Genomic DNA, 26,310 nt, shown 5'->3' on the forward strand with positions numbered 1-26,310 from the left:
TTGAAAAAACCAACAAATACAAAAAATGCTAGTCCAATATATCGAACTAGCATTATGAATATAACTTTAAATCATCAAACTTTAGCCTTACAGATTGTAAGGAAGTGTTTTGAAGAAATAGAAACGATTGAGCGTACTTATCGTTTCTTCTTAACCATACCCATCAAGCGTTTTTTCTTACGTTCTTGAGACATAGTTAATTTGTTAGTTTTACCTTCAAATGGGTTTTCACTATTCTGGAATTGGATACGAATAGGCGTGCCCATAATCTCAAGCGAGCGTCTGAAGTAGTTCATCAAATAGCGCTTATATGAATCTGGAAGCTCTTTTACTTGGTTACCATGCACAACAATAATTGGCGGGTTGTAACCACCTGCGTGGGCATATTTCATCTTCACGCGGCGACCACGGATAAGTGGTGGCTGGTGATCATCTTGCGCCATTTTCATGATGCGCGTCAAAATAGATGTGCCAACGCGTGTTGTCGCTGACTTATATGCTTCTTGAACCGATTCAAATAAGTGACCAACGCCAGTGCCGTGCAATGCAGAGATAAAGTGGATACGTGCAAAGTCAACGAAACCTAAGCGGCGATCGAGTTCTTTTTTCACTGATTCTTTAACATCAGTATCCAAACCATCCCACTTGTTGATTGCAAGCACAACTGAGCGACCCGCGTTTAGCGCAAAGCCAAGTAAGCTTAAATCTTGATCAGAAATATTCTCACGCGCATCAATCACCACTAATACAACGTTTGCATCTTCAATTGCTTTTAAGGTTTTGATTACTGAGAATTTTTCAACTGTTTCGTTGACGCGCTTACGACGACGTACCCCAGCGGTATCGATCAGAACATATTCACGTCCATCACGCTCCATTGGAATATAAATTGAATCACGAGTCGTGCCTGGCATATCGTAAACGACCACACGCTCTTCACCTAAAATACGGTTGGTGAGGGTTGATTTACCAACATTTGGACGACCGATAATTGCCAGTTTAATTGGCTGATCTTGCAGACGCTTAAATTCTTCTTCTGCTTCTTCTTCGGTGTAATCGAGCTTCTCGTCTTCATCCGAATCAACAAGTCCAGTAAGATCTTCGATATCTTGTGATTGTTCAAGATCTTCTGCAAATGGACTTAAAGCGCGATCAATCAAAGCAGTTACACCACGCCCGTGCGCAGCGGCGATTTGATACATTTTTTCAACGCCAAGCTGCCAGAACTCAGCTGATGCAGCGTCCGCATCAATGCCATCAACTTTGTTGACCACAAGCATGCTTGGTTTATCACGCATGCGTAAGTGTTTTGCAATGGCTTCATCGGCAACGGTAAGACCTGCGCGGCCATCAACCATAAACAGAACAACGTCTGCTTCTTCAATAGCGGCAAGAGATTGCTCTGCCATTTTGGTTTCAACGCCCTCTTCAGTACCGTCAATACCACCGGTGTCAATTACAATAAATTCATGTTCGCCAAGTTTTGCTTGACCGTATTTACGATCACGAGTCAGGCCTGGAAAGTCTGCAACCAAAGCATCACGAGTGCGAGTTAAACGGTTAAATAATGTTGATTTACCTACATTTGGTCGACCAACAAGCGCCACGACAGGAGTCATATATACCTCAAAATTACTAAATAACAAAAGCCCCTAGCTGAAATCAACCAGAGGCTCAATCGATCATTATAACTGATAATTGATCTTTACTCTATTTGTTTACTCGATTGCCATTTTTTTCACGCTGCCATCACGCGTCATGACAATAAAACCGTCATCAAGCACTAATGGAGGCACGGCAATACCGTCTTTGTCGATAAGCTGCTGTGCGACAAAATCACCTGAGTAAGGATCCATCCAGTGTAAATAACCTTGATTGTCCCCAACCACCACATACGAGTCGATGACTGCTGGTGAAGTTAATTGGCGATACTCAAGCTTCTTATTACTCCAAAGCTCAGTACCACTACGAATATCTACTGCTGCAACACGATCTTTATCTGTGACAACGAAAATATCGCTGCCGTCAGAGGCTAAATCAAGCGCTGAAGAATATGGACGTTTCCACATTGGCTGTCCGCTACGTAAGTCAACCGCAACCAATTGACCATTGATACCAACCGTAAATAAGCTCGAATCGATAATCAGTGGCGTTGAATCCACATCAACAATGCGATCAATCTCAGTCGCGCCAGTTGGACTACCAATTGGGACTTGCCATAAAAGCTGACCACGTTCAAGCATTGCAGCGCCTAAACGACCGTTTGCCATGCCCCAGAAAACACCACCTGCGATACCAATCGGTGCACTTTCACCACGTAAGGTTAAGTTTGGTACATCATTGTTGATTTCCCAAGCTTGCGTGCCGTCGAGCTCATTTAGACCGACCAAGGTGCCTTTACTTGTATTCACAACCACTAGGCCGTTTTCAATTAAAGGTTTAGAAACCACTTCACCATCGACTTCTTGTTGCCATAAAAGTGAGCCGTCGTCATTTGAAAACGCATACACAACGCCATTTTCAGAGCCGATCACAAACTTATCGATTGCAGCTGTAATGCCACCAGATAAACGCGCTGAACCTTTAACGTCAACTTCTGTTGACCAAAGGGTTTCACCTGTTTCGGAATCAATTGCCTTAATATCACCATCACGGCTGGCAACAAAAATTTTGTCTAGGCCATCATAAGCGGGTGATAATTTAGAGAAAAACTGTCCAACACCACTACCGATGGAATTACTCCAAAGTGTCGTCGGTGTAAACTGACTTTCTACTTCAGGTAATGGCGACATCACAATAGTATCTTCTTCACCCGCACAGCCAAGCATAGCAAGAGCCATCGCGCTAACAGCCAGTCCGCGGCTTAATAACTTTTTCATTTGCTATCCTTATTTTGTAGCATCTTCTTCCTTGGCAAGATCATCAAGCTTAAAGCCTAAGTTTTGATTTTGCGGTGCCGCCTGCTGTGCGCTGGTATAAGCACTACGCGCTGCATCTAAGTCACCTTTTTGCAAGGCTACGTCACCTTTAAGCTCAAGCACACGACCTTTCCAAGCTTCATCTTTAATGCTATCAAGTTTTGCAATGGCTTCATCGTATTTCTTTTGCGCCGCTAAAATGCGTGCTTGACGATAGTCAATGATCACAAGTAATGCTTCGTCTTTGGTATTGGCTTTAGCAAGCTCAAGTTGACTCATTGCATCATCTAATTTGTTTTCAGAAACTTGCGTACGCGCCAGTTGCATTGCTGCTAAGCTTGCGTAGTTTGATGATTTGTTTTCATCAATAAACTTTTGGATATCATCTGCAGCATCTAAGCCTTTGGCTTGTAATGCTTCTGTGACTTCAATGTAAGCATCAGATGCATCCGCTTTTGCTTCAAGTTGGCTATCTTGATAGTAACGCCATCCAAAGATGCCACCTAGGCCAAGGACAAGTCCGACAGCGACAGTGGTGCCATTTTCCGACCACCAATGTTTAATCGCTTCAATTTGTTGTTCTTCGTTATCGTAGACTTCCACGTCTGATCCTCTTGTTTTCTTATCATTGCCAATCAATTGTGATTGAAAAGAAATACTTTGAAATAATTTATGTGACTAGAATTTTATTTAACTAGCTCTTTTAAATACGCGCTAAGCTCTGATTGTGCAATCGTCTCTTGCTCACCACCGGCTAGGTTTTTCACTACCACTGTTTTGGCTGCTATTTCATCTTCACCTAACACGAGTGCAACTTGTGCACCGACTTTATCTGCACGTTTAAATTGCTTTTTAAAATTACCACCACCACAGTGATTCATCACACGTAGCTCAGGGTTTGACTGACGTAAATCTTGCGCAAGGAGCATACCGGCGATGCTAGTGCCTTCACCAGCTGTGACCACGTAAACATCCACAGCGCGACGCGTATTGGCAAGCTCAAGGGTTTCCATCATCAGCACTAAACGCTCAAGCCCCATCGCAAAACCAACAGCAGGCGTTGCTTTCCCGCCAAGTTGCTCAACCAAACCATCATAACGACCACCCGCACAAACTGTGCCTTGTGCGCCTAGGCTTTGTGTCACCCATTCAAAAACGGTTTTATTATAATAATCTAAACCACGAACAAGTTTTTGATTTACAACATAAGCGATACCAGCAGCATCTAAAATAGCGCGCAAACCGTCAAAGTGTGCTTTTGAATCTTCTTCAAGATAATCAAAAAGCTTAGGTGCGCCTTCAAGTACTTTTTGAATCTCTGGATTTTTGGTATCGAGTACGCGCAATGGGTTGGTATACATACGGCGCTTGCAGTCTTCATCCAAAATATCGATATGCTGCTCAAGAAAAGCAATTAACACTTCACGATATTTCGCACGCTCTTCGATACTACCGATAGAGTTTAGCTCTAGTGTGACATGCTTATCGATGCCAAGTTCACGCCAAAGTTGCGCCGTCATCATAATAACTTCTGCGTCAATATCTGGACCATTTAAGCCAAAGACTTCAATACCCACTTGATGGAATTGACGATAGCGACCTTTTTGCGGACGCTCATGACGAAACATAGGACCCATATACCAAAGGCGTTGCTCTTGGTTATATAAAAGACCATTTTCAATCCCAGCGCGAACACAGCTTGCTGTGCCTTCAGGGCGTAAGGTTAGGCTATCACCATTGCGATCATCAAAAGTATACATTTCTTTTTCAACCACATCAGTGACTTCACCGATAGCACGTTTAAAAAGATGTGTGACTTCAACGATTGGCATTCTGATTTCGTTGTAACCGTAAGAAGATACGACTTTTTTAACCGCATCTTCCACTTGTTGCCATAAAGGAGTCTGGCTTGGCAGGCAATCATTCATGCCACGAATTGCTTGAATTGTTTTACTCACAGTAATCTCGTATTAAATTTAAATTATGATTCGACTTTACCAATCTCGATGCGATTGTCTTGATTTAACATGGCAGCTTTGGCGCGAATTTTACGCTCAAGTTGATTAATAACATCTTCGTTATCAAAACGCTCTTTTTGGCGTTTGCCATCTTCATAAAAGGCACTTTTTTTGCTGCCACCGGCAAGGCCAAGATGTGAGACTTCTGCTTCACCTGGGCCATTCACCACACAACCGATAATCGACACATCCATTGGGGTAATAATATCTTCTAAACGCTCTTCAAGCGCATTGACTGTTGCAATCACATCAAACTCTTGGCGTGAACAAGTTGGGCAAGCGATAAAGTTAATCCCACGTGAGCGAATACGCAGAGATTTTAAAATATCAAAACCAACTTTAATTTCTTCAACTGGGTTTGCCGCCAGTGAGACACGTAATGTATCACCAATACCTTCTGCAAGGAGCATCCCAAGGCCCACAGCTGATTTCACAGAGCCGGCACGAGCGCCACCTGCTTCGGTGATGCCAAGGTGAAGCGGTTGATCAATTTGCTTAGCCAGCAGACGATACGCATCCACAGCTAAAAATACATCAGATGCTTTCACACTGACTTTAAATTGATCAAAGTTAAGTCTATCGAGAATATCAACATGACGCATCGCTGATTCAACTAATGCAGCTGGCGTTGGCTCGCCATATTTTAATTGGATATCTTTTTCAAGTGAGCCGCCATTGACCCCGATGCGGATAGGTATATTTTTATCACGCGCGCAATCAACCACGCTACGGATGCGATCTTCATTACCTATATTGCCTGGGTTGATGCGTAAGCAGTCCACGCCATATTCAGCAACTTTTAATGCGATGCGGTAATCAAAGTGGATATCAGCGACAAGAGGAATATTAACTTGGGATTTGATTTGCTTGAAAGCTTCTGCAGCGTCCATGGTTGGAACCGAAACACGAACGATATCGGCGCCTACTTTTTCGAGCGCCTGAATTTGTGCCACGGTTGCAGCAACATCTGTCGTGCGAGTGTTTGTCATCGACTGCACAGCGATCGGCGCGCCATCGCCAATCGGCACATTGCCAACATATAAACGAGTGGATTTGCGGCGTTTAATTGGTGATTCTTGGTGCATGATGGTTTCGTTTCAATTGAATATGATAAAAACAGTCCAAGTGGCAAAATACACACTTGGACTATGCTGTTTTTTTACTAAGTATTCACGACTTAGGTAAACACTTAGCTTTACTGAGCTATATAGACTAAATGGTACGTCAAAGCTAAGCAAAAGTTAAGGTTTATTCTTGTGGGACAGTCAATCTTGCTACACGGCCACCGGAATAACTTGAAAGATCAATCGCTTCACCATCTAGCGTACCATTGACAGCATGTGGCGCGCCAAGGGTTAAGTGGTAAGACTCGCTATCGCTAAGTTCGACCACATCACCAGATTTTTTAGTGCCGCTAACCAATACTTTGCCATCTTTATCTTTCACTTGCATCCAGCAATCACCGGTGAATTTAAGAACAAGTTTTTTCATACCATTTTCAGCAACTTGAGTTGTTTCCTGATCGGTTTCTGGCGTATCTGTTGCATTCGCTTGAGCAATCGCATCCGCGGTTGTCGTGGCTTCAGTTTGCGCTTGATCAGCCGCTTGCTCTTGGTTTGCACCACGCGCTTGGGCTTCGATAGCTTCAGCTGCATTCACATCTGCCATTTCAGAAATTGCTTCTTTTTCGACTAAAATTGGCGCTTTTTGCTCAACATCAGATGCGTTATCAGCCGGTTCAATTTCTGTGGTTGAGATGCCATTGTTAGCATCTGTTGCCACTTCTTGACTGATTTCAGTCTCAGTTGTTTCGCTTGAGTGCTGCAGACTTTGCCAATACCAAACCGCTGAAATACCTGCAATAGCAATAAATATTGCCCAAGATAGGCTGCTCATGCGTTTGTTGTGACGTGCTTTGTGGGCGCCTTTAGAAAAACTTGTCATAGGTTGCTGTTTAACTTGGCTACCTAGTAAATTTTTGGTTGCAGCCGCAATGTCTGTTTCTGAGATCCCGACAAGTTTGGCATAGCTTTTATAATAACCACGAACAAAAGTAGCCACTTGTTCATCGGCAATATCATTGGCTTCAAGCTTTTCAACTGTCGAAACTTTTAGACGTAGACGTGTTGCAATTTCTTCAAGAGATAACCCTTTCTCTTCACGCTTGGCGCGTAAAATATCTCCTGGTAGGGATGTTGTGTCTTGTGGCTGTGATGTTTGCTCTATTGTACTCATTGTACCCGCACTTTACTTTATTTGAAAAACAGCTCATTAACATAAAATCAATGAGCTATTTTTAATGATTCATTCAATCCGCAAAGTTAAGCGATACAAACGCTTAAACTGGTTGCGCGCGAAAGTGTATTTATGCCTCAAGGCAACACTTAAGACTTGTGTTTGGCATAATATACATTTTTTTTATATAAAAAACTAAGTTTATCCTCAGCTTAATTGACCTAAGTTGAGAATGTAAATCTATCTTAACATATTGAATCAAAAGTCTGAGACTCGCAATACATATTCTTATATAAAATTAACACAAACGCAGTTTTAGAGTGATTGAACGGCAATAGGTTCCCCTCTTTGCAATTTAGTGCGCTTTGTTTTGTCAATTACGTCCCCAACGAGCTGTCCGCAGGCGGCGTCAATGTCATCACCACGGGTTTTACGCGTCGTTACTATATATCCTTCTGCCGTTAATACCTTCATAAAACGATCAATACGAGAGTTGCTCGGTTTGTTATAAGGTGAACCTGGATATGGATTAAATGGAATAAGGTTTATTTTTGCTGGTGTGTCTTTTAAGAGTTCAGCAAGTTCACGTGCGTGCTCCATATCATCATTGACATGATCAAGTAGAATATATTCAACGGTAACGCGGCCGCGGTTTGCATTCGAAGTTGCAATATAACGGCGCACCGATGCTAAGAAATCTTGAATATCCCAACGGTCATTGATTGGCATGATTTCACTGCGCAGCTTATCATTTGGCGCGTGTAAAGAAATCGCTAATGCGACATCGATTTCACCCGTCATTTGATCAAGGCCTGAAACGACACCAGAGGTTGACACTGTCACGCGGCGCTTGGATAAACCAAAGCCTAAGTCATCAAGCATAATGCGTAGTGCTGGCAGTAAGTTCTTCATGTTTAGAAGAGGCTCGCCCATCCCCATCATCACTACGTTAGTGATTGGACGACGTCCGGTTTCTTTTTCAAGACCGATTTCACGCGCAGCGCGCCAAACCTGACCGATAATTTCAGATACGCGTAAGTTACGGTTAAAACCTTGTTTACCTGTTGAGCAGAATTTACAGTCAAGGGCGCAACCAACTTGTGATGAGACACATAAGGTAGCGCGGTCATCCTCAGGGATATATACAGTTTCAACGTCTTGATCGCCGACACGCATAGCCCATTTGATGGTCCCATCACTTGAATGCATAGCTTCTGATACATGGGGAGCTTTAATCTCACAATGTCTCTCAAGCTTTTCACGCAGCTTTTTGTTGATATTAGTCATTTGTGAAAAATCATCACAACCAAAGTGATAGATCCATTTCATGATCTGATCAGCGCGAAAAGCTTTTTCGTTAAGTTCTTGCGCAAAATATTGTCGTAGACCTTGGTGATCGAAATCGAGTAGGTTTACTTTGGTGATATTGGTTTGATCAGCTTGTGTGCTCATGGTATCTCTCAAAATGGAAAACAGGTAAATCGGAGGGCGCAAATTGTACAGGCTTTAATCACTAACAACAAGTAAAGAAGACGACAAATACCCTAGGAATTAGCTCAAGTATAAGTCAAAACTCATATTTAAGGCTAATAAAATAAAAAGCTTAAACAAAAAAAGGACCCAATTTTAAATGAGTCCTCGTTCAGCTTAAACTTATAATGCAGCATCAATATTAGCGTGGGCAAATCTCAGATTTCGGAAAGAAATATTCAATTTCACGTGCCGCCGACTCTGGGCTATCAGAGCCATGTACTGTATTTTGGCGCATGCTTAATGCAAAGTCATGACGTAGTGTGCCAACCGCAGCGTCTTCTGGGTTGGTTTTACCCATCAACTCACGGTAGCCCGTAATCGCATTCTCACCTTCAAGCACTTGCACCATGATAGGCCCAGAGGTCATGAAATCAAGCAAGTCATCGAAGAAAGCTTTGCCTTCATGCTCTGCATAAAAGCCTGCCGCTTGCTCACGAGTTAAATGCAGCATTTTTGCCGCAATGATTTTAAAACCTGCTTTTTCGATACGAGCATAGACTTCACCGACAAGGTTACGCTCAACAGCATCGGGTTTTACGATTGAAAAAGTACGTTCTACTGTCATAAATTACCCTTATTTTTCACTTAAAATGCGAGCAAGCGTGCGGATCCCAAGGCCAGTTGCCCCTGCTGACCATTTTTCGGTTGATGATTTACGATAAGTTGCCGCACAATCAAAGTGTAGCCAACCTTTTTGATAATCTTCAACAAAGTAAGACAAAAATGCCGCCGCAGTGCTTGCGCCAGGGCTATAGTCACCACTACTGATGTTTGACAAATCAGCAAAGTTTGATGGCAGCATTTTACGATGAAATTCAGCTAACGGCAGTTGCCATAAGCCTTCATGCTCTTGATCGGCTGCTTTTAATGCTTTTTGCGCTAGTTTTTGATCAAAGCTAAATAAAGCGTGGTAATCATTCCCCAGAGCATTTTTCGCCGCGCCCGTTAAGGTTGCGCAATCAATGATTAGTTCAGGGCTTTGCTCACTTGCATACATTAAGCCATCAGCTAAAACTAAACGGCCTTCGGCATCAGTGTTCATGATTTCAACTGTTTTGCCATTTTTATAAGTGATCACATCACCTAGTTTTAACGCACGACCCGAAACCATGTTTTCAGCGCAGCATAGGATAAGTTTCACGCGCTTATCAAGGCCACGTAGAATAGATAAAGCTAAACCACCTGTCACGGTTGCTGAGCCGCCCATATCAGCTTTCATTGAGGTCATAAATGCTGAAGGTTTTAGTGAGTAACCACCTGAATCAAAAGTAATGCCTTTACCAACAAGACAAGCATACACAGGCGCGTTGTCATCACCGGTTGGATTATAATCCAGCTGTAGCATTGCTGAGGTGCGCTCAGAGCCGCGGCCCACAGCGTAAATACCAGCCCAACCTTCAGTTAGCAAATCTTTATCTTTAACGATTTTATAAGATACGCTGCCTTCTGGTGCGACGGATTTAATAAATTCACCCGCCATAGTTGCAAGTTGGCGTGGCGCAACTTCTTCAGCGCTTTTGTTAATGATTTCACGAACCCAAGCGGCGCTCACAATACGCGCTTCAAGTTCGGCTTTATCTGCTTTGTTTAAGCCTTTCCATTGTACCTTGCTAGTTTGTTTACCATTGCTATGGCCTTGGATAAATGCCCAAATTGATTCAAGATCCCAAGCATCGCCAACTAAAGAAACTTCTTTGATCCCGTTTGCATCAAGCTTACGCGCAGCGCGTTGAATAAGATCAAGGTCGCCTGCTGTCGTGCGGTGAATGGTTGCACCTTTTGCGCTAAATGAAAGCTCAGCATTTGCGCTCCATTGTGAGTCGGCTGCTTTGCTGGTTAATGAAACAGACATTGCTTTTGGCGCTGTCTCTGCAAGAGGTGTAGTTTCAGATTTGGACATGGTTTCTCCTTGCCTTAATGGCTTCTTTAATTCTATCTATTCTTTTATATTCTTGGGGTTATTTTTGTTAAAACAAGTCCCCGTCTAGCTTCTTTGCTATATTTAACTTTGTTAAATTAACATTTTTTGATGACAAATATGTATTAAAAGTCTTGTTTTTATAAAGATTTTTAGCAAAAAATGTAAAAAAGCCCCTGTTTGAGGCAGGAGCTTAAAATTTAATCTATTTTGTAGACTATCTTGAATGAAATTCGTTCAATCAGTCGTCATACTCATCGAGCCAATGGAGCAAAATGGCTTCGAGAATTTTTTCATTTGAAGCTTGTGGATCATCATCAAAATCTTCTAAATCACAAATCCATTGGTGCAAGTCAGTAAAACGTACGGTTTTTGGGTCAAGCTCTGGATTTTGATCATAAAGTTCAATGGCTATGTCTTGTGAGTCTGTCCATTTTAGAGTCATGTTTTATATCCTTATTCATTTAGCATATTGGATTTGGGAGGCTTATATCAACTGCGTAAAGTCACTCTCAGGCGTCCTTGGTTCGCTCAATTCGCACATCCATGTGCGTATCTTTAGCTCAAATTAATGATTCTCAGAAGCTAAGTTAATAGTATAGCGTGGAATTTCAACCACAAGATCTTGATCTGTTACTTTTGCCTGACAACCCAGACGCGACTCAGGCTCAAGACCCCAAGCTTTATCTAGCATATCATCTTCAAGCTCATCACTTTCATCAAGTGAATCAAAACCTTCACGGATCACAACATGACACGTGGTACAAGCACAAGACTTCTCACATGCGTGCTCGATGCCAATGCCATTTTTAAGCGCGACATCCAATACAGTTTCGCCTGCCTCTGCCTCAAGGACTGCGCCTTCAGGACAAAGATCTTCATGAGGTAATACGACGATTTTTGGCATGTTTTTTCTCTCTTATTCTTTGAAATTAAATATCATCCACTGATTGACCAGATAATGCAGCGCGAATTGACACGTCCATACGGCGTGACGCAAATTCTTGGCTAGCTTTATCGACCACTTCAATTTGAGCTTTGATTTTTGCAGCGTCATCGCCATTACGTACGGCATATAAAACTTGCATTTCTTCTTCAATCAATGCTCTTTCTTCTTTTGATAACAGCTCATCGCCATTTTCAGCTAAGGCAGCAATTAAGCCCTCAAGGACGCGATCGGCTTCCACACGCTCTTCTGCTAATGCGCGCGCTTTCATGTCATCGCTTGCATGAGAAATAGAGTCTTGGAGCATTTGTGTGATTTCAGTATCACTTAAACCGTAAGATGGTTTGACTTGGATATCTGCTTGCACACCAGAGCTTTTCTCCATCGCCGTAACCGACAATAAGCCATCCGCATCCACTTGATAAGTCACGCGAATATGTGCGGCACCAGCTTTCATTGGCGGCAAACCTTTTAAGGTAAACTTCGCCAGAGAGCGGCAATCATCAACCAATTCACGCTCACCTTGCATCACATGCACCAGCATTGCGGTTTGACCATCTTTAAAGGTGGTAAACTCTTGCGCGCGCGCCACAGGAATAGTGGTGTTGCGTGGAATAATTTTTTCCACCAAGCCGCCCATGGTTTCAATCCCAAGTGACAAAGGTAAAACATCCAATAGCAGCATTTCAGAGTCAGGCTTGTTGCCAACTAAAATATCCGCCTGGATACCTGCGCCAATGGCAACTACTTGATCAGGGTCGATACTGGTTAATGGCTCTTGATTAAAGAATTCACCAACTAAATCACGTACAAGTGGGGTACGGGTTGAGCCGCCAACCATGACCACTGCTTGTATTTCTTCTGTCGTCACTTGTGCATCTTTTAACGCACGGCGACAAGATAATAGCGTCTTTTTCACCAGCGGGGTTAAAAGCTCATTTAAGGTGTCACGGGTGAAGGTCAAGCTTTGATCAAAGATTTCAATTTGCGTTTGCTCTGCATCAGATAGCGCAACTTTAGCTGCTGTTGCCACATCTAATAATTCACGCTGCATATTGATTGAAAGCTTTTCAAGACCAAGCTCAGATTTAATATGATTGGCAATCAGATCATCAAAGTCATCGCCACCTAAGGCCGAGTCGCCACCAGTTGCGAGCACTTCAAAAACACCTTTAGATAAGCGTAATAAAGAGATATCAAAAGTGCCGCCGCCAAGATCATAAACAGCAATCACGCCCTCTTGACCAGAATCCAAACCGTAAGCAATGGCTGCCGCAGTTGGTTCATTTAAAAGGCGTAGAACATGTAATCCAGCAAGTGCGGCTGCATCTTTAGTGCCGGCACGCTGCGCATCATCAAAATAAGCAGGGACTGTGATCACCACACCATCAAGCTCACCACCTAACGAGTCTTGCGCGCGTGCGCTCAAAGATTTTAAAATCTCCGCTGAAACTTGGATTGGATTAACTTTTTTGTTTGGCGTGCTGATAAGCGGCAAGTTATGTTCACTTGCAGAAAATTGATAAGGTAAGTCTGGATAGCGAGTTTGCACATCAGTAAGCGAGCGTCCAATTAAACGTTTCGCTGAGCTAATGGTATATTCAGGTGAGCTCTGCGCCAAGGCTTTGGCTTGATGGCCAACAAGGATGTCACCATTTTGCGCATAATGCACAACAGAAGGCAAAATAGCTTGGTTATTTTGATCAACCAATGGCACACAAGAACCGCTGCGCACAGCAGCAACCAAAGAGTTTGTCGTACCAAGATCAATCCCGACTGCGCGTTTATGTTGATGCGGCGCAGCGCTTTGTCCTGGTTCTGAAATCTGAAGTAACATCTAATTGTCCTTATCCGAGTAGTCTATCTTCTAACTGCTCGATTTCTTGATTTAATTTTTGGATAAATTTTAATTTGCGGATATCACCCGCAGCAGCTTCCCAGTTTTGCGCAGTAATGCTATCGATCAAAGCTTGGTGCTGAACTTTATATAACTTATCGGCTTTAGCTGAAAAATCTAAAATACTTGATTCGACATCATCATCAAAGGCTATCTCAGAAAGCTCTTCTCTAAGCTCCATTTGCTGCATCAAAAATTCGGGATCGCTCATGGTTTGAGACTCTGAGCCAATATCCACACCTTGCAATGTAAGCAAGTACTCTGCGCGCGCAATGTCAGATTTTAGCACATGGTAAGCATCATTGATTTGCGCAGACTTTTGCATCGCCATGCGCTTATCTTGCTCCGTTCCCGAGGCAACTTTATCTGGATGAAACTGAGATTGAAGCTTACGAAATGTTTCAAGCAGCTGAGTTTTGTCAATTTGATATGCGACAGGCAGTCCAAAAAGTTCGAAATGATCCATATTAAACCCTATAAAACAAAGAGAGAGCATCCTTTAAAAACAAAAAGCCTCGAAAATTCGAAGCCTTTAGAATATATACTCAAGCAATCAAGAGCATAAGGATGCGCGATTTTCATCAAACATTAAAGCTTTCGCCGCAACCACACTCGCCTTTCGCATTCGGGTTATTAAACTTAAAGCCTTCGTTCAAGCCTTCTTTGGCAAAATCCAGCTCGGTTCCGTCTAAATAGACTAAGCTTTTTGCATCAATGATAACTTTCACCCCTTGATGCTCAAACACTTCGTCATCATCATTTAGATCATCAACAAATTCAAGTACATATGCCATCCCAGAACATCCAGTCGTGCGAACGCCTAGGCGCAAACCTATGCCTTTGCCGCGATTTTCTAAAAATGCTCTTACGCGATCTGCTGCCGCATCTGTCATACTGATGGCCATACTTCAACCTTATTTGAATTCTTATATTGATTTAAACGAAACAAGAGAAAGTAAGATCGCTCCTACTTTCCCCTTTTTTAAATGTTATTCTTGATGCTTTTTCTTATAGTCAGAAACTGCTGCTTTTATGGCATCTTCAGCCAAAATAGAGCAGTGCACTTTTACTGGTGGAAGCGCGAGTTCTTCTGCAATTTCTGCATTTTTGATTGAAGCCGCTTCGTCTAAAGTTTTACCTTTGACCCACTCTGTAACAAGTGAGCTTGAAGCGATTGCGCTACCACAACCATAAGTTTTAAATTTTGCATCTTCAATGATACCTTCTTGAGATACCTTGATTTGGAGTTTCATTACGTCACCACAAGCTGGTGCGCCAACCATGCCGCTACCAATACTTGGGTCTTCTTTATCAAAAGAACCAACGTTACGTGGGTTTTCGTAGTGATCCAATACTTTTTCGCTATAAGCCATGATATTTACCTCAAATTCTTTGGATTAATGGTGAGCCCATTCAACTGTGTTTAGATCCACTCCTTCCTTATACATATCCCAAAGTGGTGACATATCACGAAGTTTATCTACTGCTTGGTGAATTTGCGCGACCGCATAATCCACTTCTTCTTCTGTCGTAAAGCGGCCAAATGAAAAACGTACAGAACTGTGTGCAAGTTCATCATTTAGACCTAATGCACGTAGCACATAAGACGGCTCAAGGCTTGCGGAAGTACAGGCAGAACCAGATGATACGGCTAGATCTTTAAGCGACATTAATAAAGATTCACCTTCAACAAAGGCAAAGCTTACATTTAAATTGTTTGGCAAACGCTGCTCAAGTGAACCATTCACAGTAACAGCTTCCATATCTTTTAAGCCTTCAAGCATACGATTACGCAAGTTCAGTGCGTGATCATAGTCTTTTTGCATCTCTTCTTTAGCAATTGCAAATGCTTCACCCATACCAACGATTTGGTGGGTAGCAAGTGTGCCAGAGCGGAAACCACGCTCATGACCGCCGCCATGCATCTGCGCTTCAAGGCGAATACGAGGCTTACGACGAACATATAGTGCGCCAATGCCTTTCGGGCCATAAATTTTGTGCGCTGAAAGAGAGATTAAATCTACTTTTAGCTCTTGCACATCAATTGGCAGTTTACCTGCTGATTGCGCAGCATCGACGTGGAAGATGATTTTGCGCGCACGACACATTTCACCGATTTGCGCAATATCTTGAATGACGCCAATTTCGTTATTCACGTGCATGATAGAAACAAGGACAGTATCCTCACGCATCGCAGCTTCAAGTTTAGCAAGATCAATCAGACCATCTGCTTCAGGCTCAAGATAAGTTACTTCAAAACCATCACGCTCAAGTTGGCGACACGGGTCAAGCACAGCTTTGTGCTCGGTTTTACATGTAATGATGTGCTTACCTTTTTTACCATAAAAGTTAGCAGCGCCTTTAATCGCAAGGTTATCGGACTCGGTTGCACCTGAAGTGAACACGATTTCACGAGAATCTGCATTTAAAAGGCTAGCAATTTGCTCACGAGCAAGATCGACTGCTTCTTCTGCCTGCCAGCCAAAACGGTGTGAACGTGACGCAGGATTACCAAATACCCCATCCATTGTCATATACTGAACCATTTTCTCAGCAACGCGAGGATCTACAGGGCATGTCGCTGAATAATCGAAATATATCGGCAGTTTCATTCTTTACTCCAGTCTAGCAGACAACTTATGCTTGACGTGCACTGACGTGATTGTCGTCTGTATTGTAATTAGTTAATTCTTTTTCATTTGCTGTGTCAGTTTGTGTATCTGAAGTTTCTAACACATCGCGGTTACGCATCAACTCACCAAGCGTGATATTGTGAAGAAAGTCCGTGATACGTAGACTTAAATCATGCCATAGTGAGTGAGTGAGACAACGCGCACCATTTTGGCAATCACCTTTGCCTTTACACTTACGTGCATCAACAGACTCGTCAACTGCGCTGATCACAGTTGCGACTGCAATTTCATCAGCATTTAAACCTAAACGGTAACCACCGCCAGGACCACGTACGCTTGATACTAAACCAGCCTTGCGTAGACGTGAAAATAGTTGCTCAAGATAAGATAAAGAAATGCCCTGACGCTCAGAGATATCAGCCAAAGGCACAGGGCCTTCTGATGAATGAAGTGCAACGTCTAACATTGCAGTCACAGCATAACGCCCTTTTGATGTAAGTCTCATAGTGCTTTCCCCAGTCCATGTATTTAATGGTGTTATAATCTAAGGGAAATATTTACATACCTGACTAATTTAGTCAAGTATTAAACCCAGCTTTTTACTAGGTTATTTTTATTTTAGAAAATTATTCTTTATCTTTGTTATTGATAGTTTTTTCAACTGCTGTTAGCACACCACGTAAAATATTCAACTCAGAAGTCTCAGGACGAGTACGGGTAAACATTCGACGCAATTTGCTCATGACCATATTTGGTTGGTCTTTTTTTATAAATTGGGTACTGATCAAGACTTTTTCAAGGTGATGATAGAATAAATCTAATTCTTTATGTCTTGGGTACTCAGCTTGTATTTGCTCTGACGATTGGAATGCTTCTTGCTCTTTAGCTAAAAACGCCATCCGCACTTCATAACTAACAGTTTGCACCGCCATCGCTAAATTAAGTGAACTATATTCTGGATTAGCAGGAATACACACATGATAATGACATTGCTGCAATTCATCATTGGTGAGCCCTGTACGTTCACGGCCAAAGACTAACGCAACTTTTTGACCTTGGCTCGCATGTGCAATCGATTTTAAGCCGCACTCTCTTGGTTCAAGCATCGGCCAGTTTAAGGTGCGTGAACGCGCACTTGAGCCAACTACAAGCTCACAATCTGCCACTGCCTCTTCTAAACTAGAAACAATTCTCGCATTGGTTGCCACATCGCTTGCGCCAGATGCCAGTGCAAGTGTTTGCTCATCCACTTCACATTGTGGGTCGACTAACACTAACTGGGTCAAACCCATAACTTTCATTGCGCGTGCAGCGGAACCGATATTTCCAGAATGAGACGTGCCAACGAGCACGACCGAGACATTGTTTAACATGATATTTTTCATTTATTCCATTTAATATTGAGCAAATCATACCATATCCATATATAAATTGGATCGCTAGAAAGTATATGTTTTTCACCTCAACATTGAACGCACAAAAAATAATCACTTTTCATTTATAAAAACTCTGTTATACTTCGGCTCGATTTTCGTTCTTTAACATCTTTGTGGGTAATTTATATGCATCCTATGCTAAATATTGCAATTCGTGCTGCACGTCTTGCTGGTAATCATATTGTCAAATCTCTTGAAACTGCTGATAAAATTGAATCAATGCAAAAAGGTCAAAATGACTTTGTCACTAACATTGATAAAGAAGCAGAATACTTGATTATCGAAACAATCAAAAAATCATACCCTGATCACTGCATCGTTGCAGAAGAGTCTGGTGTGACAAATGGTAAAGACACTGACGTACAATGGATCATCGACCCACTAGATGGCACAACAAACTTCATGCGTGGCCTGCCACACTTCAGCGTGTCTATCGCTGTACGTATGCGCGGTAAAACTGAAGTGGCTTGTGTTTATGATCCTATCCGCAATGAGCTATTCACAGCGCAACGTGGTGCAGGTGCACAGCTAAACAGCCAACGCCTACGCGTTAACCCAATCAAAGATCTTCACGGCAGCCTATTGGCTACTGGCTTCCCATATAAGCAAAAGCAACACTCTGAATCTTACATGAAAATCATGACAAGCTTATTTACTGAGTGTAGTGATTTCCGTCGTACTGGTTCTGCAGCATTAGATTTATGCTACCTTGCAGCTGGCCGTGTTGATGGCTTCTTCGAGCTTGGCTTAAAACCTTGGGATATCGCAGCGGGTGAACTTATCGCACGTGAATCTGGCGCTATCTTAACTGACTTTGCTGGCGGTACAAACTACCTAGAATCAGGTAATGTTGTTGGTTCAAGTGCACGTGGCGTAAAAGCGCTACTTAAGCACATTCGTGAGCATGCTAACGAAGCAATGGCGAAGTAATTCGTACCTCACACACTAGCAGCTAAAAACAAATAATAGAGGCCTTGATAAGCAATTATCAGGGTCTTTTTTTGTCTTGAACTTACCTCTGTATCCCTTCTATCTTTCCCATTGGCTTGGCTCTGCACACTTGCTCAACTATACGCCTTGCTTAACTATATAACAGACGAAAAAAACCTTGGCATGAATATACGCCAAGGTTTTTATCTATTATCTCCAGCAAAGATAGCGATGACTATCAAAGAGATTTATAAACAAAGAAACTTACAAGTTCTTGTCGTACTCTTCGATTTCATTGATGCCTTCTTTATCGACCTGTTGCGGCATGAGGTGATCTCGCGAGATACCTAATTTCAGAGCAAGCGCTGATGCAACATAGATAGAAGAATAAGTACCAACAGTAATACCAATCAGCAATGCTAAAGCAAAGCCGTGGATATTAGCACCACCTTTCACAAACAAAGCGATAACCACAAGCAATGTTGTACCTGATGTAATCAAAGTACGGCTTAGAGTTTGGGTAATCGAGCTGTTCATTACTTCTGATGGCTCACCTTTACGCATCTTACGGAAGTTCTCACGGATACGGTCAAATACAACGATAGTATCGTTGAGTGAGTAACCGACAACCGTCAGCAAGGCCGCAATAATGGTCAAGTCAATTTCAACTTGAAGCAATGAGAAGATACCAAGCGTAATGATAACATCGTGCGCAAGCGCGAGTACCGCACCACTTGCAAGACGCCATTCAAAACGAACTGAAACATAAAGCAAGATACAAATCAGTGAGATAAGAATCGCAAGGCCACCAGCCTCGGTTAGCTCATCACCAACATTTGGACCAACAAACTCAATGCGGCGCATTTCAACTTCTTTGCCCGTGCCTTCTTTGATTGACTCTAGGATTTGATTGCCTAGTGTTTCACCTTTGACATCATCACGTGGGCGCAGGCGAACCATTACCTCACGTGCAGAGCCGAAGTTTTGCACGGTTGCATCATCAAAACCACTTTCAACTAAAGCGCTACGAATGTCATCAAGTGGCGCAGGATCTTGGAAGCTAACTTCGATTAAAGTACCGCCAGTAAAATCCAATCCCCAGTTAAACCACTTGGTTGAAATCGTCGCAATTGAAGCTGCAATCATTAATAAAGAAAAAACAAAGGCAAACTTTGACCAACGCATAAAGTCGATCGTTTTATCACCTTTCATTAACTGAAACATCATAAACTCCTTAGATCGACAGTTTTTTCAGATCGCGCTTCTTACCATAAACTAGGTTTACAATACAGCGTGTTCCGATAATTGCGGTAAACATTGAGGTCAAGATACCGATAGATAGCGTTACCGCAAAGCCTTTCACCGCGCCAGTACCGACTGCAAAAAGAATAATCGCAGTAATAAGTGTCGTGATGTTAGCATCGGCAATCGTACTAAATGCATTCGCGTAACCTTGGTGAATCGCTTGCTGTGGACTACGTCCATCACGCAGCTCTTCACGGATCCGCTCAAAGATAAGCACGTTCGCATCCACCGCCATACCAACCGTCAAGACGATACCGGCTATGCCAGGCAAGGTCATGGTTGCCCCTGGGATCATCGACATAATACCGATAATCAAGACAAGGTTAGCAAGAAGAGCTGCGCTTGCAATAAGACCAAAACCACGATAGTAAACTAAAGTGAAGATCATCACTGCAACCAGACCCCAGATACAAGCTTGAACACCTTTTTCAATGTTTTGTTGACCCATAGATGGACCAATTGTACGCTCTTCAACAATTGAAATTGGCGCAATCAAGGCTCCCGCACGAAGTAGCAATGCTAAGTTGTGCGCTTCTGAAACCGAGTCAATCCCAGTAATACGGAAGCTACGGCCAAGCGCTGATTGAATCGTTGCTTGGTTAATCACTTCTTCATTTTTCGCTAGGATGATTTTGCCTTCAGCCGTGCGCTTGCCGCTGTCTTTGTATTCAGCAAAAACAGTTGCCATAAGCTTGCCGATATTCTTCTTCGAGAATGCCGCCATTTTGTTACCACCTTCACTATCAAGTGAGATGTTAACTTGTGGACGACCGTATTCATCGGTAGAAGAGCTTGCATCGGTAATGCTAGAGCCGCCTAAAATCACACGCTTTTTCAGCACAACTGGACGCTTGTCGCGATCATATTTCACTTCAGTGCCAGCAGGCGTACGGCCTGATGCAGCTGCGATTGGGTCAGCGTTGCTATCAACTTCACGAAACTCAAGGGTTGCGGTTGCACCTAAGATTTCTTTCGCGCGAGCTGTGTCTTGTACGCCCGGTAATTCAACCACGATACGGCTTGCGCCTTGACGTTGCACCAATGGCTCAGCCACACCAAGCTCATTTACACGGTTACGCAAGATAGTGATATTTTGCTCAACCGCATAGTTACGAATTTCGGTTAGACGTGCTTCAGTAAAGCGAGCAATAATGCCGTTGCCAGATTTTGACTCAGAAAAAGTCATATCAGGGTGCTTAGATTTGAGCAGTGCCTCGGCAGCGTTCATGTCTTCTTCGCTACGCATGACGATTTCAATTGCATCAGAGCTTGAAGGACGAATCGTGCGATAACGTAAACGCTCTTCGCGTAGTTCGCTGCGGAAAGATTCTTCTTGTTGAGTGACCAGCTTCTCCATTGCTGCGTCCATGTCCACTTCCATTAAAAAGTGCACACCACCACGCAAATCTAAACCTAATTTCATAGGCGTTGCGCTGATTGCATTAAGCCATGCAGGGGTTGCAGGGGCGAGGTTTAATGCAACAATGTAGTTATCTTTGTATTTTTCGCTAATCAGATCACGTGCTTCAATTTGATCTTCGGTATTGCTAAAACGAATTAGCGCCGAACCATCAGCCCAAGAATCTGATTTAACTTCAATATTTTCTTTTTTTAACATTCCGAGAAGATCTTCTCGAGCAGATACGTCAACGGAGGCACCACGCGCCCCCGTTACTTGTACTGCTGGATCTTCACCGTAAATGTTAGGAAGTGCGTATAAAGCACAGATGACGATTGCAAACACAACCATCAAATACTTCCATAACGGATAACGGTTTAACACAGGATGTATCCTTAATGATTAAAGAGATTGAATCGTGCCTTTTGGCAGTACAGCTGTCACGTGATCTTTTTTGATTGTGATGTTGTTGTTCTCGTTTAGGCTGATCACGATGTAATCATTCTCTTCAGAGATTTGTGCAATCTTACCAACTAAACCACCGTTGGTTAGGACTTCATCACCTTTGCCCATAGAGGCCATTAATGCTTTGTGCTCTTTCATGCGCTTAGATTGCGGACGATAGATCATAAAGTAAAAAATAAGCGCGAACATGCCAAGCATGATAAACATTTCATAACCGCTACCAGCTGGTGCGCCACCTGCTGCACTTGCATGTGCACTTGAGATAAAAAAGCTCATTAATATTTCCTCTATTGTTTTTCAATTATAAATAATACATATACTTGTTTATTGGGATACTTGCTTGAAATTTCAAGCATAAGCACCCCAATAAGGTGAATAATTATTTAACCTATTCGCCTTGCTCGCGGATTTCTTTTTGAAGTGGTGGCACTTCTCGGTCGCGACGAGCATAAAACTCTTCCACAAATGCATCAAATCTATCTTCATCAATCGCTTGACGAATAGATGCCATCAGACGTTGATAGTAACGCAAGTTGTGGATTGTATTTAAACGCGCACCTAAAATCTCATTACAACGGTCAAGATGGTGTAAATAAGATTTTGAATAGTTCTTACAGGTGTAGCAATCACAATGTGGGTCGAGTGGACCTGTATCCGTTTTGTTTGATGCATTACGGATTTTAACGACGCCACCGGTGACAAATAAGTGACCATTACGCGCATTACGTGTTGGCATTACGCAGTCAAACATATCGATGCCGCGACGCACACCTTCAACTAAATCTTCAGGCTTACCAACGCCCATAAGGTAGCGTGGTTTGTCTTCTGGAAGTTGCGGACAGGTGTGCTCAAGCATGTGGTGCATGTCTTCTTTTGGCTCACCGACAGCAAGGCCACCGACAGCATAACCATCAAAACCGATTTCAGTTAAACCTTTTACAGATACGTCACGCAATTCACCATAAACACTCCCTTGAACAATACCAAAGAGTGCATTTGGGTTCTCTAGTTTATCAAAATGATCACGGCTACGTTTTGCCCAACGTAGTGACATTTCCATCGATTTGCGAGCTTCTTCAAATGTTGCTGGGTATGGCGTACATTCATCGAAGATCATCACAACATCAGAACCAAGATCGTATTGGATTTCCATCGACTTTTCTGCGTCCATGAAAATTTTATCGCCATTTACTGGGTTTCTAAAGTGCACACCTTCTTCGGTGATTTTGCGGATATCGCCTAAGCTAAATACTTGGAAGCCGCCTGAATCAGTCAAAATAGGGCCCTGCCAGTTCATAAAGTCATGAAGATCACCATGCATTTTCATGATTTCTTGACCTGGGCGTAGCCATAGGTGGAAAGTGTTACCAAGTAGAATTTCTGCGCCAGTGTCTTTGACTTCTTCTGGCGTCATGCCTTTTACCGTACCGTAAGTACCAACAGGCATAAATGCAGGTGTTTCCACACTACCACGTTTGAAATTTAAGCGGCCACGACGTGCGTTACCATTTTTTTTGATTAGTTCGTATTCCACGAAACCTCCAGTTTGTCAGAGAAACAGTCTGACTTAAGTGTGATCGATTGCGCTTTATTTGCACAATTTTAAAGCTAGATTCTTTATTAACTTAGTTCGTTTTTTTAGTCACAAACATCGCATCGCCATAACTAAAGAAGCGATATTTTTGCGCCACAGCGTGATCATAAGCAGCCATGACATTATCATATCCAGCAAATGCGCTCACGAGCATGATCAAAGTTGATTCAGGTAAATGGAAATTTGTGATCAAAGCATCAATTAATTGATACTCATAACCTGGGTAGATGAAAATTTCCGTGTCCCCATAAAAAGGAACCAAGTCTGTGCCCTTTTGCTTGGCATCTTGCGCCGCACTTTCTAATGAGCGAACAGACGTTGTACCGACTGCAATCACGCGTTTGCCATTGGCTTTGGTGGCTAAAATTGCATCCACAACCTCTTGCGGCACTTCAACGTATTCCGCATGCATGTGGTGCTCTTCAATCTTATCGACACGAACCGGCTGGAAAGTCCCTGCGCCAACATGCAATGTCACGTAGGCAAAGTTCACTCCTTTGGCTTTGATTTTGTCTAAAAGTTCATTATCAAAGTGCAGCCCAGCCGTTGGCGCTGCGACTGCGCCCGGCTTTTCATTATAAACCGTTTGATAACGCTCTTTATCTGCGTCTTCATCTGGTCTATCGATATAAGGCGGTAAAGGCATGTGACCGATTTGATTTAAGATCTCAAACACATTGAGTTCAGACTCAAAACCGATTTCAAACAAAGCGTCGTGACGCGCCAGCATAGTTGCCGCAAATTCGTCATTCTCACCAAGCAAAAGCTCAGCGCCTTCTTTTGGTGATTTAGAGCTACGCACATGGGCTAAAATGCGTTTGTCATCGAGCACACGCTCAACTAAAACTTCAATTTTACCGCCGGTAGCTTTACGGCCAAACACGCGCGCAGGAATAACGCGAGTATTATTGAAGACGAGTAAATCCCCTTCTTCAACCAGATCAAGCACATCGGTAAAATGTTTATCAGTAAGTGCGCCAGTATTGCCCTCAAGTTGGAGCAGGCGACTTGCGGTACGCTCAGCTTGCGGGTAACGAGCAATCAGCTCATTTGGCAAGTCAAAATGAAAATCAGATAATTGCATGGTGTATTCTTTATTTAGGCTATTTCAAAACAGCGGCTAGTATAGGGCAATATCAAGCAAGCTAAAAGTAGCAGTATGATAAAAGCGCAAGGATTCACCGAAAAGATTATCCTCATATAACAAATAAGCCGCTTGATCTGAGTTATATCTCTTATTCATAGCTAGCATTCACACATCTAGATTAAAGAATTTGCTGCACTAATTTCGCGATTTGTAGAAAGCTATCGACCTTGTTTGAACTTGGACGCCAAACCAAGCCTATTTCTCGGTGCGCTTGCCCGCCGGGTGGATCGACTACAATCAAGTTTTGATTATCTATCAGGCCATGCTTAATCGCCATTTGTGGAATAAAAGTCGTGCCGAGGCCATTGGCAACCATTTGCACTAAGGTATGCAAACTTGTGGCAGAAAAAGGATTGATTTTTTCTTTTTGGGTTAACTTGCAAGCTGACACCGCATGCTCGGTTAAGCAGTGCTCATTCTCGAGTAAAAATACAAATTCATTCGGCAAGTCATCATAATGCAGCGGATTTGGGAACTCATTGCGCTTGCTTTGGCTCATAATCATACGAAAGGGATCTTGCCCCACTATTTTGCAGCTCATCCCTTCTATTTCTACCGGCATCGCTAAGATAAGTAAATCCAACTCACCATGGCGCAATGATTGAAGCAAATTGGTTGTGGTGTCTTCTTTTAAAAGTAAATCTAAATTTGGATAGGTGTAATTGAGCTTTTGCACCAAATCGCCAAGCAAAAAAGGCGCAATGGTGGGAATGCAGCCCAAACGTACTTGGCCTGTCATGGTTTGGCTACACGCCTTGCCTAAATCGACTAGATCTTGGCTTTTGGCAAGCAACTCGCGCCCCTGCTCCACCACCTTCTCGCCAACATCAGTAAAAATTAAACGACTCTTGTTATCTTTTTTCTCATATAAAGGACAACCAATTAAAGCCTCTAAATTTTGCAGCCCTTTACTTAAAGTGGATTGACTCACAAAACAGGCTTTGGCTGCCTCACCAAAGTGCCTCGTTTCGTAAAGGCTAACTAAGTAATGCAATTGTTTAAGACTAGGCCATTTATTCACGGTTTTTTCTCTATTAGTTGTTTTCATTACAGCGAATTGATAGTTATGTCTCTAAAAGTACATCTAAAGACTCTATACTTAGGGCTGAGGTTTCGTTTACACTCGATAAGGATACATTAAACGAAGAAAGTGCCTATTATATTAATCGCTTTTTTCGATTAGCTTAATCTATTTTATTCGCTTTTTTTCTCAGAAAAGCTGTATTATAGTAAGCCTCGTATTCGAGAAATCAAACACAGATGTTTGAATTAAAACCAATATTAGGAGCAATACAATGGTATTAGTCGGTCGTCAAGCCCCAGATTTCACAGCTGCAGCAGTACTAGGTAACGGTGAAATCGTTGAGAACTTCAACTTTGCAGAATTCACAAAAGGTAAGAAAGCGGTTGTTTTCTTCTACCCACTTGATTTTACATTCGTTTGCCCATCTGAGCTGATTGCTTTTGACAAGCGTTTTGAAGATTTCCAAGCAAAAGGCGTTGAAGTGATCGGTGTTTCTATCGATTCTCAATTCTCGCACAATGCATGGCGTAACACTGCTGTTGCAGACGGCGGTATCGGTCAAGTGAAATACCCACTTGTTGCTGATGTGAAGCACGAAATCGTTAAAGCTTATGATGTTGAGCATCCAGAAGCTGGCGTTGCTTTCCGTGGTTCTTTCCTAATCGACGAAGATGGTTTAGTTCGTCACCAAGTGATCAACGACCTACCACTAGGCCGTAACATTGATGAAATGCTACGTATGGTTGATGCACTAAACTTCCACCAAAAACACGGTGAAGTTTGCCCAGCGCAATGGGAAGAAGGTAAAGCAGGTATGGACGCATCTCCAAAAGGCGTTGCAGCTTTCCTATCTGAGCACACAGCTGACCTAGATAAAAAATAATCACTTTTAATTTGTGATTCCAAATACCA

General features: G+C 42.7%; 26 protein-coding genes. 2 read left to right on the plus strand and 24 right to left on the minus strand.

All coding sequences use genetic code 11. The features are described 5' to 3' along the window. Window positions 1–137 precede the first annotated feature (137 nt). The 18 genes from der to trmJ all read right to left on the minus strand — a co-directional run bounded on the left by der (window position 138) and on the right by trmJ (window position 17,471). On the minus strand, window positions 138–1,619 hold the full coding sequence (gene der, locus AC2VOY_RS03375; protein ID WP_491832232.1) for a ribosome biogenesis GTPase Der: 1,482 nt from the start codon (window positions 1,617–1,619) through the stop codon (window positions 138–140). A 99-nt stretch (window positions 1,620–1,718) separates the two neighbouring features. Beyond that, window positions 1,719–2,879, minus strand: a complete 1,161-nt coding sequence (gene bamB, locus AC2VOY_RS03380) for an outer membrane protein assembly factor BamB (protein ID WP_491832233.1) — start codon at window positions 2,877–2,879, stop codon at window positions 1,719–1,721. A gap of 9 nt (window positions 2,880–2,888) precedes the next feature. Continuing rightward, window positions 2,889–3,521: a YfgM family protein gene (locus AC2VOY_RS03385; protein ID WP_491832234.1), complete on the minus strand. Its 633-nt coding sequence runs from the start codon at window positions 3,519–3,521 to the stop codon at window positions 2,889–2,891. A gap of 83 nt (window positions 3,522–3,604) precedes the next feature. After that, window positions 3,605–4,876 (minus strand): histidine--tRNA ligase, encoded by a 1,272-nt coding sequence (gene hisS / locus AC2VOY_RS03390; RefSeq protein WP_491832235.1) that lies wholly within the window; start codon window positions 4,874–4,876, stop codon window positions 3,605–3,607. Between the two features lie 23 nt (window positions 4,877–4,899). Beyond that, entirely contained in the window at window positions 4,900–6,021 is a 1,122-nt protein-coding gene (gene ispG / locus AC2VOY_RS03395; protein WP_491832236.1) for a flavodoxin-dependent (E)-4-hydroxy-3-methylbut-2-enyl-diphosphate synthase, read from the minus strand. Window positions 6,022–6,184: 163 nt separating this feature from the next. After that, window positions 6,185–7,171 (minus strand): cytoskeleton protein RodZ, encoded by a 987-nt coding sequence (gene rodZ / locus AC2VOY_RS03400; protein WP_491832237.1) that lies wholly within the window; start codon window positions 7,169–7,171, stop codon window positions 6,185–6,187. Between the two features lie 315 nt (window positions 7,172–7,486). Next, window positions 7,487–8,623: a dual-specificity RNA methyltransferase RlmN gene (rlmN, locus tag AC2VOY_RS03405; protein WP_491832238.1), complete on the minus strand. Its 1,137-nt coding sequence runs from the start codon at window positions 8,621–8,623 to the stop codon at window positions 7,487–7,489. Window positions 8,624–8,843: 220 nt separating this feature from the next. Further along, on the minus strand, window positions 8,844–9,269 hold the full coding sequence (gene ndk, locus AC2VOY_RS03410; RefSeq protein WP_491832239.1) for a nucleoside-diphosphate kinase: 426 nt from the start codon (window positions 9,267–9,269) through the stop codon (window positions 8,844–8,846). A 9-nt stretch (window positions 9,270–9,278) separates the two neighbouring features. Beyond that, window positions 9,279–10,556 (minus strand): aminopeptidase PepB, encoded by a 1,278-nt coding sequence (gene pepB / locus AC2VOY_RS03415; protein ID WP_491832996.1) that lies wholly within the window; start codon window positions 10,554–10,556, stop codon window positions 9,279–9,281. Between the two features lie 307 nt (window positions 10,557–10,863). Then, a complete protein-coding gene (gene iscX, locus AC2VOY_RS03420; protein WP_491832240.1) occupies window positions 10,864–11,067 on the minus strand; it encodes a Fe-S cluster assembly protein IscX in 204 nt (67 codons plus the stop codon). A 123-nt stretch (window positions 11,068–11,190) separates the two neighbouring features. Continuing rightward, window positions 11,191–11,529, minus strand: a complete 339-nt coding sequence (gene fdx / locus AC2VOY_RS03425; protein WP_491832241.1) for an ISC system 2Fe-2S type ferredoxin — start codon at window positions 11,527–11,529, stop codon at window positions 11,191–11,193. Window positions 11,530–11,554: 25 nt separating this feature from the next. After that, window positions 11,555–13,405 carry a Fe-S protein assembly chaperone HscA gene (gene hscA / locus AC2VOY_RS03430; protein ID WP_491832242.1) on the minus strand — a complete coding sequence of 617 codons (1,851 nt, stop codon included), beginning with the start codon at window positions 13,403–13,405 and terminating at the stop codon, window positions 11,555–11,557. A 10-nt stretch (window positions 13,406–13,415) separates the two neighbouring features. Then, complete coding sequence (gene hscB / locus AC2VOY_RS03435; RefSeq protein ID WP_491832243.1) at window positions 13,416–13,931, minus strand: co-chaperone HscB; 516 nt, start codon at window positions 13,929–13,931, stop codon at window positions 13,416–13,418. Between the two features lie 115 nt (window positions 13,932–14,046). Further along, window positions 14,047–14,370 (minus strand): iron-sulfur cluster assembly protein IscA, encoded by a 324-nt coding sequence (iscA, locus tag AC2VOY_RS03440; protein ID WP_491832244.1) that lies wholly within the window; start codon window positions 14,368–14,370, stop codon window positions 14,047–14,049. Window positions 14,371–14,454: 84 nt separating this feature from the next. After that, a complete protein-coding gene (gene iscU / locus AC2VOY_RS03445; protein WP_491832245.1) occupies window positions 14,455–14,838 on the minus strand; it encodes a Fe-S cluster assembly scaffold IscU in 384 nt (127 codons plus the stop codon). A 24-nt stretch (window positions 14,839–14,862) separates the two neighbouring features. Next, entirely contained in the window at window positions 14,863–16,077 is a 1,215-nt protein-coding gene (locus AC2VOY_RS03450) for an IscS subfamily cysteine desulfurase (RefSeq protein ID WP_491832246.1), read from the minus strand. 25 nt (window positions 16,078–16,102) lie between these two features. Beyond that, entirely contained in the window at window positions 16,103–16,603 is a 501-nt protein-coding gene (gene iscR, locus AC2VOY_RS03455; RefSeq protein WP_491832247.1) for a Fe-S cluster assembly transcriptional regulator IscR, read from the minus strand. A gap of 121 nt (window positions 16,604–16,724) precedes the next feature. Next, entirely contained in the window at window positions 16,725–17,471 is a 747-nt protein-coding gene (trmJ, locus tag AC2VOY_RS03460) for a tRNA (cytosine(32)/uridine(32)-2'-O)-methyltransferase TrmJ (protein WP_491832998.1), read from the minus strand. A 189-nt stretch (window positions 17,472–17,660) separates the two neighbouring features. Here trmJ and suhB point away from each other — a divergent pair, with 189 nt between their 5' ends. Further along, complete coding sequence (suhB, locus tag AC2VOY_RS03465; RefSeq protein WP_491832248.1) at window positions 17,661–18,464, plus strand: inositol-1-monophosphatase; 804 nt, start codon at window positions 17,661–17,663, stop codon at window positions 18,462–18,464. 264 nt (window positions 18,465–18,728) lie between these two features. Here the strand turns inward: suhB and secF are convergent, their stop codons facing one another. The 6 genes from secF to AC2VOY_RS03495 all read right to left on the minus strand — a co-directional run bounded on the left by secF (window position 18,729) and on the right by AC2VOY_RS03495 (window position 25,395). Next, on the minus strand, window positions 18,729–19,688 hold the full coding sequence (secF, locus tag AC2VOY_RS03470) for a protein translocase subunit SecF (protein ID WP_491833000.1): 960 nt from the start codon (window positions 19,686–19,688) through the stop codon (window positions 18,729–18,731). Window positions 19,689–19,698: 10 nt separating this feature from the next. Then, window positions 19,699–21,552 carry a protein translocase subunit SecD gene (gene secD / locus AC2VOY_RS03475; RefSeq protein ID WP_491832249.1) on the minus strand — a complete coding sequence of 618 codons (1,854 nt, stop codon included), beginning with the start codon at window positions 21,550–21,552 and terminating at the stop codon, window positions 19,699–19,701. Window positions 21,553–21,570: 18 nt separating this feature from the next. Next, a complete protein-coding gene (gene yajC / locus AC2VOY_RS03480) occupies window positions 21,571–21,909 on the minus strand; it encodes a preprotein translocase subunit YajC (RefSeq protein WP_491832250.1) in 339 nt (112 codons plus the stop codon). 112 nt (window positions 21,910–22,021) lie between these two features. Further along, complete coding sequence (tgt, locus tag AC2VOY_RS03485; protein ID WP_491832251.1) at window positions 22,022–23,167, minus strand: tRNA guanosine(34) transglycosylase Tgt; 1,146 nt, start codon at window positions 23,165–23,167, stop codon at window positions 22,022–22,024. A 91-nt stretch (window positions 23,168–23,258) separates the two neighbouring features. Then, window positions 23,259–24,311 carry a tRNA preQ1(34) S-adenosylmethionine ribosyltransferase-isomerase QueA gene (gene queA, locus AC2VOY_RS03490; RefSeq protein ID WP_491832252.1) on the minus strand — a complete coding sequence of 351 codons (1,053 nt, stop codon included), beginning with the start codon at window positions 24,309–24,311 and terminating at the stop codon, window positions 23,259–23,261. Between the two features lie 181 nt (window positions 24,312–24,492). After that, on the minus strand, window positions 24,493–25,395 hold the full coding sequence (locus tag AC2VOY_RS03495) for a hydrogen peroxide-inducible genes activator (protein WP_491832253.1): 903 nt from the start codon (window positions 25,393–25,395) through the stop codon (window positions 24,493–24,495). 274 nt (window positions 25,396–25,669) lie between these two features. Here AC2VOY_RS03495 and AC2VOY_RS03500 point away from each other — a divergent pair, with 274 nt between their 5' ends. Next, the gene (locus AC2VOY_RS03500) at window positions 25,670–26,281 is read left to right on the plus strand and encodes a peroxiredoxin C (protein ID WP_491832254.1); all 612 of its coding nucleotides are present in this window, start codon (window positions 25,670–25,672) and stop codon (window positions 26,279–26,281) included. The last annotated feature ends 29 nt before the right edge of the window (window positions 26,282–26,310 follow it).

It is taken from the genome of Vibrio sp. KMM 9700, from assembly GCF_058545285.1.

Coding starts and splice junctions, on each gene's coding strand:
- AC2VOY_RS03500 (WP_491832254.1), top strand. CDS start 25,670: ATGGTATTAGTCGGTCGTCAAGCCCCAGATTTCACAGCTGCAGCAGTA.
- rodZ (WP_491832237.1), bottom strand. CDS start 7,171: ATGAGTACAATAGAGCAAACATCACAGCCACAAGACACAACATCCCTA.
- iscR (WP_491832247.1), bottom strand. CDS start 16,603: ATGAGACTTACATCAAAAGGGCGTTATGCTGTGACTGCAATGTTAGAC.
- pepB (WP_491832996.1), bottom strand. CDS start 10,556: ATGTCTGTTTCATTAACCAGCAAAGCAGCCGACTCACAATGGAGCGCA.
- bamB (WP_491832233.1), bottom strand. CDS start 2,879: ATGAAAAAGTTATTAAGCCGCGGACTGGCTGTTAGCGCGATGGCTCTT.
- suhB (WP_491832248.1), top strand. CDS start 17,661: ATGCATCCTATGCTAAATATTGCAATTCGTGCTGCACGTCTTGCTGGT.
- rlmN (WP_491832238.1), bottom strand. CDS start 8,623: ATGAGCACACAAGCTGATCAAACCAATATCACCAAAGTAAACCTACTC.
- queA (WP_491832252.1), bottom strand. CDS start 24,311: ATGCAATTATCTGATTTTCATTTTGACTTGCCAAATGAGCTGATTGCT.
- hscA (WP_491832242.1), bottom strand. CDS start 13,405: ATGTTACTTCAGATTTCAGAACCAGGACAAAGCGCTGCGCCGCATCAA.
- trmJ (WP_491832998.1), bottom strand. CDS start 17,471: ATGTTAAACAATGTCTCGGTCGTGCTCGTTGGCACGTCTCATTCTGGA.
- iscA (WP_491832244.1), bottom strand. CDS start 14,370: ATGGCCATCAGTATGACAGATGCGGCAGCAGATCGCGTAAGAGCATTT.
- yajC (WP_491832250.1), bottom strand. CDS start 21,909: ATGAGCTTTTTTATCTCAAGTGCACATGCAAGTGCAGCAGGTGGCGCA.
- fdx (WP_491832241.1), bottom strand. CDS start 11,529: ATGCCAAAAATCGTCGTATTACCTCATGAAGATCTTTGTCCTGAAGGC.
- iscX (WP_491832240.1), bottom strand. CDS start 11,067: ATGACTCTAAAATGGACAGACTCACAAGACATAGCCATTGAACTTTAT.
- hscB (WP_491832243.1), bottom strand. CDS start 13,931: ATGGATCATTTCGAACTTTTTGGACTGCCTGTCGCATATCAAATTGAC.
- iscU (WP_491832245.1), bottom strand. CDS start 14,838: ATGGCTTATAGCGAAAAAGTATTGGATCACTACGAAAACCCACGTAAC.
- AC2VOY_RS03450 (WP_491832246.1), bottom strand. CDS start 16,077: ATGAAACTGCCGATATATTTCGATTATTCAGCGACATGCCCTGTAGAT.
- ispG (WP_491832236.1), bottom strand. CDS start 6,021: ATGCACCAAGAATCACCAATTAAACGCCGCAAATCCACTCGTTTATAT.
- secF (WP_491833000.1), bottom strand. CDS start 19,688: ATGTTTCAGTTAATGAAAGGTGATAAAACGATCGACTTTATGCGTTGG.
- ndk (WP_491832239.1), bottom strand. CDS start 9,269: ATGACAGTAGAACGTACTTTTTCAATCGTAAAACCCGATGCTGTTGAG.
- der (WP_491832232.1), bottom strand. CDS start 1,619: ATGACTCCTGTCGTGGCGCTTGTTGGTCGACCAAATGTAGGTAAATCA.